Below are 13,809 nucleotides of genomic sequence, written 5' to 3'. Positions count from 1 at the left end.
GAGATGCGTCTGCGCGATCTTACGGATTTGCTCATTACAGCTCGTTTAGTAGGGGACGGAGAGACAAAGTTTAGCGGGATTGAGAAGGATTCGAGGCTGGTGAAGCCCGGGCAGCTGTTCCTGTGCGTACCCGGACTGACAGTGGACGGCCACGCCTATGCGGAGGAAGCCGTGCGCAAGGGGGCGGCTGCCATCGTCACCGAGAGGCTTCTGGAGTTCGATGTGCCGCAGCTGATCGTCAAGGACAGCCGGCTCGCTACCGCCATTATCGCGGATCATGTCTATGCCCATCCAAGCGAGCGCATCAAGCTGATCGGCGTGACGGGCACAAACGGCAAGACGACTACGACTTATTTAATAGAAAAAATATTGAATGACCAAGGGCAGCGTGCCGGCGTCATCGGCACAATCGAATGGCGCTACGGCGGCAAGGCATTCCCGATGAAAGGGACGACGCCGGATGCGCACGAGCTGCAGCGGCAGCTCGGCGAGATGCGGGATGCGGGCGTGCGCTATTGCGCAATGGAGGTATCTTCGCATGCGCTGGAGCAGGGCAGAGTGAAGGGGTGCCGGTTCCGGACGGCGGTGTTCACCAATCTAACCCAGGACCATCTGGATTACCACGGCACGATGGAGCAATATGCCGATGCGAAGGGATTGTTTTTCGCAAGACTTGGCAATGCTTACTCGCAGACGGCAGAGGAGCGCTCCTACGCCGTGCTGAATGCCGACGATGACGCTTCGGCACGCTTCGGGATGCTCACGTCCGCTGAAGTGATCACTTATGGCACGGAGCGGGAAGCGGATGTGCGTGCGACTGGCATAAAGGTAACAGCCAGAGGTACTTTCTTCCATGTAAAGACATTCCGTGGAGAAGCCGATATCCGGCTTCGCTTGCCAGGCAAATTCAATGTGTACAACGCGCTGGCAGCCATCTCGGCCGCGTTGATCGAAGGCATCGGGCTGGAGGATATCAAGGCTTCGCTGGAATCCATTCCCGGCGTTCCGGGGCGGGTGGAGAGCGTAGAGGAAGGGCAGCCCTTCTCCGTTGTTGTCGATTATGCGCATACGCCGGACGGTCTCGAGAATGTGCTTCGTGCGGTACAGGAGTTCGCGGACAATCGCATCATATGCGTATTCGGCTGCGGGGGAGACCGCGACCGGACCAAGCGGCCGCTTATGGGCAAGATTGCAGCCCGGTATGCGGATAAGGTCATCGTCACGTCAGATAATCCGAGGACGGAGGACCCGGTCAGGATTATGGCGGACATCGCAGCGGGGCTGATCGAAGAGCGGATTGACCCTTCGCGCTACCTATTAATACCAGATCGCCGCGCCGCGATTCAAAAAGCGGTTGAAATGGCAAGCCAAGGCGATGTAGTATTGATTGCGGGGAAAGGTCACGAAACCTACCAACTTGTCGGAGGGAGCGTCTATCCTTTCGATGATCGAATAGAAGCAAAAGAAGCTATAAGGGGACTATTACATTGATAAAACGGACAGTAGGGCAGCTCGCGTCGATGTGCGGCGTAGCGCGCAAGGGCGGCCGCCCGGAAGATATGATCAGCGGTATAATGACAGATAGCAGACTGGCGGGAAGCGGCGAGTTGTTCGTGCCGCTGGTCGGCGACCGATTCGATGGCCATGACTATGTGGAGCAGGCTGTCGCCAGCGGAGCGAAGGCGATCATGTGGCAGCGTGGCAGGGAGATTCCGGCTGCGCTCGCCCATCTTCCGTTCTTGCTCGTCAAGGATACCTTGGAGGGATTGCAGACACTCGCCGCCGCTTACCGCAGCGAGCTAATGGCGCGCGTAATCGGCATTACCGGCAGCAATGGCAAGACCACGACGAAGGACATGACAGCTGCGCTGCTAGGCACCCAGTATACTGTGTTGAAGACGGAAGGGAACTTGAACAATCATATCGGACTGCCGCTTACCATTCTGAAAATGGACGAGGACACGGAGGTTGCCGTGCTGGAGATGGGCATGAGCGGCTTCGGCGAGATCGAGCTGCTGACCAAGATTGCACAGCCTGACGTGGCTATCATTACGAATATCGGCGAGGCCCATATGCTGCAGCTAGGCTCCCGCAGCGGAATTGCGAAGGCGAAGCTTGAAATTACGGCCGGCCTTGGCGAAGGCGGCATTCTGCTGTTCAATGGCGACGAGCCGCTTCTGCATGAAGGGCTTAAATCGACATATTTGCCAGAAGGCATTACGCTTCGCACATTCGGGCTGGACAGGGGCAACGAATGGTCGGCAGACCATATTGCGCTTGAGCCTGACGGAAGCACCTTCAGCGCCCGTTACAAAGATACGGATACAGGAATGGAAAAGCTTCATATTTCCACTCCGGGCCGTCATAATATTAGCAATGCGCTTGCTGCAATCGCAGCTGCCCGCGTATTCGGCGTCAAAGCCGAAAACATAGCATTAGGCTTCCAAGGGCTGAAGCTGACCGGCATGCGCATCGAACCGTCGAAAGCCTACAACGGGGCGACTATACTTAACGATGCCTATAACGCCAACCCTACAGCGGTGCGAGCCGCTATCGACCTGGTAAGCGGACTTGGCGGCTTCGGCCGCAGATGGATCGTGCTGGGCGATATGCTGGACCTGGGTCCGGAAGAGGCCTCCCTGCACCGGGAGATTGGCGAATATATATCGGAAGGCAAAGCGGAGGCCGTCATCACATTCGGCCCGCTTTCGGCGCTGACGTCGGAAGCTGCCGCAAGCCAATTGCCGCAAGCGGCTGAAGCCGGCTATGTCCGGCATTTCGAAGATAAGCAAGAACTCATGAATTGGGTTCGGGAGCAGCTCCAGCCAGAGGATCTTGTCCTTGTAAAAGGCTCAAGAGGAATGCAAATGGAGCAGGTTGTCCAAGCTTTGGAGAAGAGGTGAGGATATGGACATGATGGTCATTTTATTTTCGATAGGCGCTTCATTCTTGCTAGCAGTATTGCTCGGACCATTGTTCATTCCTCTGCTTCGTCGACTGAAGTTCGGCCAGCAGATCCGCACGGAGGGACCGCAGAGCCACCTGAAGAAGGGCGGCACGCCTACGATGGGCGGCATTATCATCATGATCGCCCTTATGATTGCATTCATCCGTTTCGCGGACAAAACGCCTGAATTCTGGGTGCTGCTGACGGCATCGCTCGGCTTTGGGCTTGTCGGGTTTTTGGATGACTATATCAAAATTGTGTTCAAGAGATCGCTTGGCCTTACAGCGAGGCAGAAGCTGTTCGGGCAGCTTCTATTCTCCATTATCGTCTGCGCCATGCTCTATAATATGAACCATAGCACGGAGATCACGGTGCCGGGCACGTCCTGGGGCTTTGATCTGGGCTGGTTCTACTATCCGCTGGTTGTCATTATCATGTTCGCGGCCAGCAACTCCGTCAATTTCACAGACGGTCTCGATGGCTTGCTGGCGGGGACAAGCGCGATTGCCTTCGGCGCATTCACGATTGTAGCTCTGCAGACATCCGCGCATGAATCTGCCGTATTCTCGGCAGCAATGATAGGCGCTGTGCTAGGGTTTCTGGTATTCAACGCGCATCCGGCGAAGGTGTTCATGGGCGACATGGGATCTCTGGGCATTGGCGGCGGCATTGCCGCTGTCGCGATCCTGACCAAGACAGAGCTTCTGCTGATTGTGATCGGCGGCGTCTTTGTACTGGAGATGCTGTCGGTTATCATTCAGGTCACTTCGTTCAAGACGAGAGGCAAGCGCATCTTCAAGATGAGCCCGATCCATCATCACTTCGAGCTTGTCGGCTGGTCCGAGTGGAAGGTCGTAACAGTGTTCTGGCTGGTCGGGCTGCTGTTTGCCGCGGTTGGCATTATGTTCGTCATCTAACAACTAACATTATTACGCAAGGGGCGGTTCTCGCACGGAGAGCCGCTTCCTGCATCCATAGAAAGGGATGTCGCTATGAATCATCCGTCAACCTATCGTGACAAACGAGTCGTAATTTTGGGTCTGGCCAGAAGCGGGGTCAGCGTTGCGAAGCTGTTCCACAAGCTCGGCGCTGACGTTTTCGTTAATGATAAGAAGGAGACATGTCCCGAAGCGGACGAATTGACCGCTTTGGGCATTTCTGTGCTATGCGGCTACCATCCGGACGATCTGATCGATGACAGGACGGCCCTGCTGGTCAAAAATCCGGGTATTCCCTATACGGCTCCGCCGGTGCGTCAAGCGCTTGAGCGCGGGGTAGAAGTGATTACGGAGGTAGAGGCGGCCTACTGGCTTTCTCCCGCTCCAATCATCGGTATTACAGGGTCCAATGGCAAAACGACCACAACAACGCTTATCGGCGAGCTTCTGGAGGCGGCGGGCATGAAGCCCATCGTCGCGGGGAATATCGGCTTGCCTCTATGCGATGCCGTGGGGGAGGCGGAGCAGGACGGTTGGATCGTCGCAGAGCTTAGCAGCTTCCAATTGAAGGGCACCTCCGCCTTCCGTCCGCGAATCGCGCTCCTGCTGAATCTCGCAGAGACGCATCTGGACTATCACGGCGATATGGAGGATTACGCCGCTTCCAAGCGCAAGCTGTTCGCCAATCAGGCAAGCGGCGATACTGCCGTGCTGAATTGGGATGACGCAACGTGCCGGTCCATTGCGGCAGGAATGTCTGCTGATGTGCTGCCGTTTTCCTTGTATGAACGGCTGGAGACGGGGGTATGCGTCGAGCCTCCATACAGCCGGGAGCAACTGGCTGACGGAGCTGGAGAGCCGAGACGGTTCATTGTATACCGGCGTCCGGCTTCTGCAGGCGGCGGCGAGGCCGTCATTATGCCGGTTGACATGCTGGGCATTCCGGGACGGCATAACACAGCCAATGCGCTTGCGGCTATTGCAGCGGCGCTTGCAGCCGGAGCTCCTCCTGAGGGGCTGGCGGAGCCGCTGGAGCGATTCAAAGGCGTCGAGCATCGTCTGGAGTTCGTCCGCGAGCTGAACGGCGTAAAATTCTTCAATGATTCCAAAGCGACCAATTCAACGGCGACTACAATGTCGGTCCGCTCGCTTAAAGGGCCGATCGTGCTAGTAGCCGGCGGACTTGATAGAGGCTCCGATTATATGGAGCTGCTGCCCGTATTCCGGAATTTGAAAGGCCTGGTAGCGCTGGGCCAGACGAAGGAGAAGCTTATTCGCGTTGCGGAGCTGGCAGGTTTAGCCAATGCCCATTCGGTGAACGATGAGAGTGACGCCGAAAGCACGCTTAGGGAAGCCGTGCGCCAAGCGGCCGCGCTGGCGGAGCCGGGAGATACTGTCCTGCTGTCGCCTGCATGCGCAAGCTGGGACATGTTTGCATCCTATGAGCAGAGAGGGAGCATTTTTAAGCAATCGGCGCATACCTTGTAAGTAGGGGGCCTGTCCCTACTTTCCCATGCTAAGAGGTGTTCGCGATGGCAAAAGCGCGGTCTGCCCCGGATATTTGGCTGCTTGCGGCAATAGGGCTTATTCTAGCGATCGGCATTATAATGGTGTATAGCGCGAGCGCCGTGCTCGCTTTTCATGAGTTCGGCGACCGGTTTTATTACGTGAAGCGGCAGCTGTTGTTTGCCGTACTAGGCGTAGGTGCGTTACTATTTACTATGAACGTCCATTATTCCGCTTGGAAGAAGTGGGCGCCGATGGCTCTTATTGTATGCTTCGGGCTTTTGGTTATTGTCCTCATTCCCGGCGTGGGCGTCGTCCGCGGCGGAGCGCGCAGCTGGCTCGGCATCAGCTCCTTCGGCATTCAGCCGTCGGAGTTCATGAAGCTGGCTATGATATTGTTCCTATCGAAGTGGTTGTCAGAGAAGCAGCAGACGATCACGCATTTCACCAAAGGGCTGATGCCGCCGCTTGGGCTTGTCGGACTTGCGTTCGGCATGATCATGCTGCAGCCTGACCTTGGGACAGGCGCGGTTATGGTCGGCGCCTCGCTTATTCTGATCTTTACGGCAGGAGCCAGGCTATCTCATCTGGGAGGGCTTGCCATGGTCGGGGTCGTCGGCTTTGTCGGCTTGATCCTTGCCGCTCCTTACCGCTTGAAACGCATTACGTCCTTTCTGGACCCATGGGCCGATCCGCTTGGCGGCGGCTATCAAATCATTCAGTCCTTATTTGCGATCGGCCCTGGCGGCCTGGTCGGACTCGGACTCGGCATGAGCAGGCAGAAATTCAGCTATCTGCCTGAGCCGCAGACCGACTTTATCTTTAGCATTCTGGCGGAGGAGCTTGGCTTTATCGGCGGCGTCGCCCTAATCCTATTATTTCTGGTCGTCGTATGGCGCGGCATCCGCGCGGCAATTGCGGCGCCAGACACGTTCGGCAGTCTGCTGGCGGTTGGCATTACCGGCATCATCGGCGTACAGGTGCTCATCAATATTGGCGTTGTCATCGGCATGATGCCCGTTACCGGCATTACGCTGCCGCTGGTCAGCTATGGCGGCTCCTCGCTTACGCTGCTGCTGACGGCGCTCGGCATTCTGCTGAACATATCCCGTTATTCGAGGTGAAGATTATGCGTATCGTGTTGACCGGTGGAGGAACCGGCGGCCATATTTATCCCGCGGTCGCCGTAGGCAAGCATATGTTGCAGAACGATCCGGACACGAAGCTATTATATATCGGCACGGCCAAAGGCATGGAGAGCAGAGTCGTGCCGGAGCAAGGAATTCCATTCGAGGCGATCGAGATTACAGGCTTCCGCCGGAAGCTGTCCTTCGAGAACGTCAAGACGATTGTGCGATTCCTCAAAGGAGCGCAGCGCTCCAAATCGCTGCTCCGGGAATTCAAGCCGGATGTCGTCATTGGCACGGGCGGTTACGTATGCGGCCCTGTCGTCTATGCGGCTGCGAAGCTCGGCATCCCGACGTTCATCCATGAGCAGAATGCGATTCCCGGCTTGACTAATCAATTCCTGTCCCGTTACGCCGATCATGTCGGCGTCAGCTTCCCGGAATCGGCATCCCAATTCCCCAAGGCGAAGGAAACGTCCTTTACGGGCAATCCTTGCGCGACCAACGTGCTCCGAGCCGTTCCCGGCAAGGGGCTTCAGTCGTTGGGCCTGCCTCCGTCCTCGCGGCTTGCGCTTGTCGTAGGGGGCAGCCGCGGGGCACGCGCGTTGAACGAGGCCATGATTGAGATGGCTCCGTCGCTGGATCGGATCAAGGATGCTCATGTCGTCTTTGTCACAGGCGAGATCTATTATGAATCTACCAAGGAGCGCATCGCCGAAGCAGCGCCCGAGGCGCATAAGAAGCTTACGCTGGTGCCGTATTTGCACAATATGGCTGAGGTTCTGAAGGACGCGGCACTTGTCGTCAGCCGGTCCGGAGCTTCTTCCCTGGCGGAGATTACGGCGCTAGGCCTGCCGTCCATTCTGATTCCGTCGCCTAACGTGACGAACAATCATCAGGAGGCGAATGCGCGCAGCCTGGTATCTGCCGGAGCGGCTGAAATTTTGCTTGAGAAAGATTTGTCCGGCGAGACGCTGCTTCGCGAGATGGAAGAGCTGCTTGGCGATCCGGCCCGCATGAAGGCGATGTCGGCGGCCACAGCGAAGCTGGCAGTGCCCGATTCTGCGAACCGCATTATGGAAGAGCTGATGCGGATGAAGGGCAAGCGGTGGTAGGGCAGGGCGACTGGGCGATTGTCACACAACGTGGCAGGAGGGCATAAGATACCTTATATTCGTGACCGACACCATCGGGAGCGTTAGATCACATAACAGCGGCCGGCGAGAGCCGCAGCGAACGGCAAGATATGCAGCATCGAAGGAGGCAGTCGCAGATGGAAGCACTTATAGCGGAGCTTGAGCAAGCGAATCTTGGAAAACTATTATTTGACGAACCGCTAACCAAACATACAACATGGAAAATCGGCGGTCCCGCCGATCTATTAATCCTTCCCGCAGGAAAAGAACAGCTTATCGCCATTGTTAAGCTGCTGATCAAGCATGGGCACAGCTGGACCAATCTGGGTCGCGGCTCCAACATGCTTGTCACGGACAAGGGCATTCGCGGCGTTGTGATCAAACCTGCAGGTGGTCTCGATTACGTGCGTTTCGAAGGGGCAACCGCTATTGCGGGCGCGTCGTATTCTTTCATCAAACTGTCGGTTATGGCAGGCAAGCAAGGCTTGACCGGGCTTGAATTCGCGGGGGGAATTCCGGGAACGGTCGGCGGAGCCGTCTACATGAACGCTGGAGCGCACGGATCGGATGTGTCACGTATTTTCAAATATGCTGACATTGTACTGGAAACAGGAGAATTGGTTCGTTACGGAGCAGAGGAAATGCGCTTTGATTATCGGCATTCCGTTCTTCACGAAATGAAAGGTCTGGTGCTGGAAGCGGCATTCGAGCTGGCTGAAGGAGACCGCATGGAGATTGCATCCGCCATGGCTTCTTACAAGGAGCGCAGGCTGAGAACCCAGCCATTGCAGCTTGCCGTAGCGGGAAGTGTCTTCCGCAATCCGCCTGGCGATTATGCGGCGCGGTTGATTCAGGAAGCCGGACTGAAAGGATTCAACATCGGGGAAGCGCAAGTATCCGAAATGCACGCCAATTTTATTGTAAACACCGGGCATGCGACAGCTAGAGATGTTCTCGCCCTTATGTCCCATATTCAGAGCACTGTAGAGCAGCGTTTTGGCGTCAAGCTGGTGCCGGAGGTATTGGTGGTGGGCGAGCGGTAATTCGGAGGTGATACATTGGACAAATTGGTGATTGAAGGCGGGAAACCACTCTCAGGAACCATAGTTATCCAAGGAGCGAAAAATGCCGCCTTGCCGATATTGGCTGCCAGCTTGCTGGCAGAAGGCACGACGACGATCGATTCCGTGCCGCATTTGCTGGATATCGACGTCATGTTGAACATTTTGCGCGAATTAGGATGTCGCGCCGAGCATACGGACGACACGGTGGTGCTGGATACAACATCCGCCCATACGTCCCATGTGCCGGAAAACTTGATGAAGCAGATGCGCTCCTCCATATTCCTCATGGGGCCGCTGCTGTCTCGCTTCGGCGAAGCACAGGTCTACCAGCCTGGCGGATGCGCAATCGGCGAGAGAAAGATTGACCTGCATCTGCAAGGGCTGCAAGCGCTTGGCGCGGAGATCGAGGAAGTGGGCAACCGCATTGTATGCCGGGCAAGCAAATTAAAAGGCGCCGACATTCATCTGACTTTTCCGAGTGTCGGAGCTACGGAAAATATTATGATGGCTGCTGTTCTTGCAGAAGGGCGCACTACGCTCAGCAATGCTGCCAGAGAGCCGGAAATTCAAGATTTGCAGCGTTTCTTAAATGCCATGGGCGCCAAGATTATGGGAGCGGGTACCGACACCATTACGATTGATGGCGTTGAACGGCTTGCGCCTTGCCGATACAAGGTTATACCGGATCGGATAGTAACGGGAACGATCATGGTTGCAGCCGCGGCTACGCGCGGCCAGGTAACGCTCCAGGATACACAGCCCGCCCATTTATCCTCGCTTATCCATGTGATGCGCCGCGCAGGTGTTCAAATTGTCGTCGACGGTGATATAATAAAGGTCGGCAGTTCTGCCAGACCAAAGGCGGTAGAGCGGATTGTCACATCGCCTTATCCGGCATTTCCGACTGATCTGCAATCTCAGATCATGGTCTTGCTGTCGCTTGCTGACGGGGTCAGCATATTGAAAGAAACGATTTTCGAAGGCAGACTTAAGCACGTGGATGAGCTGTCGCGCATGGGGGCCGATATACGCGTCGACATGAACGCGGCATTCATAAGGGGCGTGCCGCGCTTGTACGGGGCAACAGTGGAGGCAACCGACTTAAGGGCCGGAGCCGCCCTGGTCATCGCAGGCCTTGCCGCACAGGGGCGGACCGTGGTGGAACAGGTCCACCATATCGATCGCGGCTACGACCGGATCGAGACGATGCTGACAAGGCTAGGAGCGCGCATCTCCCGGACTTCGCCTGTGCCGCAGGCGCCTAATATTTAAATCATATGCTAGACTTCGGCCATATAGAAACGAACGGCTATCCTGATCATCGGACATAGCTGGCATAATGGATGCTTCCGATGCGGGGTTTGCTCACGCAATCCCAAGCTAATGCTTCCGATGTAGGGTTTGCTAAAGCAAACCCTGAGGAAGCCTTCGTTTCGCAGAAAAGAGGGACAAGTTATGAGCACACAAATGCCTGTGCTGAAGGAACCACCGCGCAAACGCAGAGGCAATAAAAAGCTGCTTGCCGTTCTATTTCTATTATTTATTGCGCTGCTAGCGGTACTGTTTTTTAACTCATCCATTAGCAAAATATCCGAAATTCAAATTACCGGCATGCATTTCACCTCTACGGAGGAAGTTGCCGGAGCTTCGAGAATCGAAGTCGGAGACGCCTTCTTCCAGATCGCATCATCCGATATTGCCGCTAACGTCAAGACGCTGCCTCAAGTAGAAGATGCGAAGGTGATGAAGGTATTCCCCGGTATTGTAAAGATTACCGTTCAGGAATATCCGGTAGTTGCGTTCGAATTGTCTGCCCAGGGAGATTTGACAGCGCTGTTATCTAACGGGACCAGCCTCGCAGCCGGACAAGAAGGGCTGCAACTGCTGGACAAGCCGGTATTATCCGGCTGGGAGCCGAGCGATCCTATGAAGCTGGAGCTGACCAAGCAGCTAGCCCTTATTCCGGCGAAGCAGCTGTCTGACCTGTCGGAGATCTCGCCGATTCCTTCCAAAGCGTATCCGGACCGCATCCGCATGTATACCCGCACCAAATTCGAGGTCATTACAGCGGTATCCGTATTAACGGAGAAAATCGACGCTTTGAATGCCGTTATTGAGACGCAGGAGCCGGGTAAAATTACCATGCTGCTTGCCGATACGTACGTTCCTTTCGAAACAGAGGAAGAGGGAGACGAGTCTCATTCAGAAAATGTGGAAAGTGAGTAAAAAGAGACTACTAAATTCCTTGAAAGAATGGTAGAATTTTATTTACGATGTTTCTAGGAATGTGCATAACCATGCGCTGCGGCAGGCGGCGCAATGTCCATTCCGCTTCCAATTTCGCATAGTTCAATTATTAAAAAAACGGCATAGAAGCCACACTTCGACAACACTTCATGAAAGTTATGAAAAATTTGTTGAAAAAAGAGGGAAAATATTAAGAGCGTTGAATAAGTAGAGAGACTTACTCATAATCACAACATAAAACGCACTCATTATTATTTGGGGAACGGAGGTGCCGCGAGTTGAGCAGCAATGACATCATCGTCAGTTTGGACATCGGTACATCCAAGGTTCGTGCTATTATTGGCGAGATGAACAATGGAGCCATTAATATTATTGGAGTTGGATCTGCCGACTCAGAGGGTATACGCAAGGGAGCAATCGTCGACATTGATCAGACTGTGCAGTCCATCCGCAACGCGGTAGAGCATGCGGAGCGCATGGTTGATATTCAGATATCCGATGTTTATGTCGGTATACAAGGCAATCATATTGGATTGCAGACCAATCATGGCGTTGTTGCCGTATCCAATGAGGATCGGGAAATCGGAGAAGAAGATATTGAACGCGTGCTGCAAGCCGCGAAAGTCGTCGCGCTGCCGCCGGAGCGGGAAATTATCAATTTGGTGCCGAAGCAGTATTTGGTGGATGGCCTTGAAGGCATATCCGACCCTCGGGGCATGATCGGCGTCAGGCTTGAAGTGGAAGCAACTATCGTAACGGGTACAAAAACTGCCATACATAACTTAATGCGTTGTGTAGAGAAGGCAGGGCTGCGCATTTCTGGCGTCATCCTGCTGTCCTTGGCTTCCGGCGTAATGTCGCTGACAAAGGACGAGAAGATGATCGGAACTGTGCTTGCCGATATTGGAGCAGCTTCGACTACGATCGCCGTGTATGAGCAAGGCGGCCTCGCTGCCATCTCGACGCTGCCGATCGGCGGCGAATTTGTGACCAATGATATTGCATACGGCTTGCGCACGCAGAGCGATCAGGCGGAGAAGTTCAAGCTGAAGTACGGCTGTGCCAATGTGGCTGACGCTGCGGATGACGTGAAATTCAAGGTTACCCGCATGGGAAGCAACGTGGAGAAGGAATTTTCGCAAAGGGACTTGGCTAGCATCATCGAGCCGCGGATGCAGGAAATTTTCCAGCTGATCCGGCAAGAGGTGCGCCGTTTAGGTTATGGCGATAAAGTGAATGGATATGTGCTTACAGGCGGCGCGGTCGCTCTTCCAGGCACGCTCGCTCTAGCCCAGTTAGAGCTGGAGAGCTCAGTCCGTACAGCATTGCCTGATTATATCGGAGTGAAGGATTCTGCCTATAGCAGCGGTGTGGGCATGATTCAATATGTATCGAAGTATATGGGCGTTCGAGGCGCTGGCGCAGTGAAGAACAGTAAGGCATCATCTTCAGCGCCAAGCCGTAAAGCGGGTCCTGCACCTTCATCTAAACCCGGTATGTTCGAGCGGATTAAAAACATGTTTAATGAATTTATTTGAACTGGGGGAAAATGAGAGATGTTGGAATTCGATTTGGAGCTTGAACAGCTCGCTCAAATAAAAGTAATAGGCGTAGGCGGAGGCGGCAGCAATGCTGTAAACCGAATGATCGAGAACGGTGTAAAGGGCGTTGAATTCATTACGGTGAATACCGATGCGCAGGCGCTTCATCTGGCGAAATCCGAGCACAAGCTTCAGATCGGCGACAAGCTGACTCGCGGACTTGGTGCGGGCGCCAATCCAGACGTAGGCAGTAAAGCAGCAGAGGAATCCCGCGAGCTGATCATGAATCAGCTTAAGGGCTCCGACATGGTCTTTGTAACGGCAGGCATGGGCGGGGGCACCGGTACTGGCGCCGCTCCTGTTATTGCAGAGATTGCCCGCGAAAGCGGGGCGTTGACGGTTGGCGTGGTTACACGCCCGTTCACATTCGAGGGACGCAAGCGCTCCGGACAAGCGGAGCAAGGCATTGAAGCTCTGAAGGAAAAGGTCGACACGCTGATCGTCATTCCGAATGACCGATTGCTTGAGATCGTCGACAAGAAGACGCCGATGCTTGAAGCATTCCGCGAAGCGGACAATGTGCTTAGACAAGCGGTTCAAGGCATCTCCGACCTGATCCAAGTACCTGGTCTGATTAACCTTGACTTTGCCGACGTAAAAACAATCATGACAGAGCGCGGTTCCGCGCTGATGGGCATCGGTATCGCTTCTGGCGAGAACCGTGCCGCTGAAGCAGCCCGCAAAGCGATCATGAGCCCGCTTCTGGAGACGTCGATCGATGGAGCGCGAGGCGTAATTATGAACATTACAGGAGGCAGCAACCTGTCCCTGTATGAAGTCAACGAAGCGGCAGAAATCGTCATCTCCGCATCCGATCCGGATGTGAACATGATCTTTGGCGCAATCATTGAAGAAGATATGAAGGACGAGATCAAAGTTACGGTAATCGCAACAGGATTCGAAGCAAAAGCGTACTCTCAACCAGCGCGCAGACAGCAGGAATCGGTTCAACAAGAACCGAAAACGGCTAGCAATCCTTCCAGCGTGAAGCCTTTTGGCCTTGGAACTTCCAGCGACCAGCTGGAAATCCCAGCGTTCCTGCGCAAGCAGCCACGCTCGGACAGATAGGAACCAATCAGCCTGCACATAGCATCTCGGTGCTGACATGGCCCATAAATACGAAAATGACGGTCAGGATTTTCTCCTGTACCGTCATTTTTTTTATTTGGCGAGATACGCAGTGATATGTGATTGTGCTCCCTGAGAGGTAAGTCTGCATTTGAAAGAGGGCATACTCTCCCTT

12 protein-coding genes are annotated in these 13,809 nt (G+C 54.7%); all 12 read left to right on the top strand.

Annotation, left to right across the window (positions count from 1 at the left end; genetic code table 11):
- Window positions 1-3: 3 nt before the first annotated feature.
- Window positions 4-1,491, top strand: a complete 1,488-nt coding sequence (locus D3P09_RS03825) for a UDP-N-acetylmuramoyl-L-alanyl-D-glutamate--2,6-diaminopimelate ligase (RefSeq protein ID WP_120107340.1) — start codon at window positions 4-6, stop codon at window positions 1,489-1,491.
- Entirely contained in the window at window positions 1,491-2,903 is a 1,413-nt protein-coding gene (locus D3P09_RS03820) for a UDP-N-acetylmuramoyl-tripeptide--D-alanyl-D-alanine ligase (RefSeq protein ID WP_120108492.1), read from the top strand. Before D3P09_RS03825 ends, D3P09_RS03820 begins: the two co-directional genes overlap by 1 nt.
- Before the next feature lie 4 nt (window positions 2,904-2,907).
- Window positions 2,908-3,864 carry a phospho-N-acetylmuramoyl-pentapeptide-transferase gene (gene mraY, locus D3P09_RS03815; protein WP_120107338.1) on the top strand — a complete coding sequence of 319 codons (957 nt, stop codon included), beginning with the start codon at window positions 2,908-2,910 and terminating at the stop codon, window positions 3,862-3,864.
- Between the two features lie 75 nt (window positions 3,865-3,939).
- On the top strand, window positions 3,940-5,373 hold the full coding sequence (gene murD, locus D3P09_RS03810) for a UDP-N-acetylmuramoyl-L-alanine--D-glutamate ligase (protein WP_120107336.1): 1,434 nt from the start codon (window positions 3,940-3,942) through the stop codon (window positions 5,371-5,373).
- A gap of 44 nt (window positions 5,374-5,417) precedes the next feature.
- A complete protein-coding gene (gene spoVE, locus D3P09_RS03805; RefSeq protein WP_120107334.1) occupies window positions 5,418-6,515 on the top strand; it encodes a stage V sporulation protein E in 1,098 nt (365 codons plus the stop codon).
- Window positions 6,516-6,520: 5 nt separating this feature from the next.
- Window positions 6,521-7,633, top strand: coding sequence for an undecaprenyldiphospho-muramoylpentapeptide beta-N-acetylglucosaminyltransferase (gene murG / locus D3P09_RS03800; protein WP_120107332.1), 1,113 nt, complete (start codon window positions 6,521-6,523; stop codon window positions 7,631-7,633).
- A gap of 158 nt (window positions 7,634-7,791) precedes the next feature.
- On the top strand, window positions 7,792-8,697 hold the full coding sequence (gene murB / locus D3P09_RS03795) for a UDP-N-acetylmuramate dehydrogenase (RefSeq protein WP_120107331.1): 906 nt from the start codon (window positions 7,792-7,794) through the stop codon (window positions 8,695-8,697).
- 15 nt (window positions 8,698-8,712) lie between these two features.
- A complete protein-coding gene (murA, locus tag D3P09_RS03790) occupies window positions 8,713-9,990 on the top strand; it encodes a UDP-N-acetylglucosamine 1-carboxyvinyltransferase (protein WP_120107329.1) in 1,278 nt (425 codons plus the stop codon).
- Between the two features lie 39 nt (window positions 9,991-10,029).
- Window positions 10,030-10,116 (top strand): LIM domain-containing protein, encoded by an 87-nt coding sequence (locus D3P09_RS28460; RefSeq protein WP_120108491.1) that lies wholly within the window; start codon window positions 10,030-10,032, stop codon window positions 10,114-10,116.
- A gap of 57 nt (window positions 10,117-10,173) precedes the next feature.
- Window positions 10,174-10,944 carry a cell division protein FtsQ/DivIB gene (locus D3P09_RS03780; RefSeq protein ID WP_120107327.1) on the top strand — a complete coding sequence of 257 codons (771 nt, stop codon included), beginning with the start codon at window positions 10,174-10,176 and terminating at the stop codon, window positions 10,942-10,944.
- 299 nt (window positions 10,945-11,243) lie between these two features.
- On the top strand, window positions 11,244-12,503 hold the full coding sequence (gene ftsA / locus D3P09_RS03775; protein WP_120107325.1) for a cell division protein FtsA: 1,260 nt from the start codon (window positions 11,244-11,246) through the stop codon (window positions 12,501-12,503).
- 18 nt (window positions 12,504-12,521) lie between these two features.
- Window positions 12,522-13,634, top strand: a complete 1,113-nt coding sequence (gene ftsZ, locus D3P09_RS03770) for a cell division protein FtsZ (RefSeq protein WP_120107323.1) — start codon at window positions 12,522-12,524, stop codon at window positions 13,632-13,634.
- Window positions 13,635-13,809 lie beyond the last annotated feature (175 nt).

It is taken from the genome of Paenibacillus pinisoli (genome assembly GCF_003605435.1).
In the GTDB taxonomy this organism is placed as follows: domain Bacteria; phylum Bacillota; class Bacilli; order Paenibacillales; family Paenibacillaceae; genus Pristimantibacillus; species Pristimantibacillus pinisoli.
This window is presented reverse-complemented; position numbering and strand designations above follow the sequence as displayed.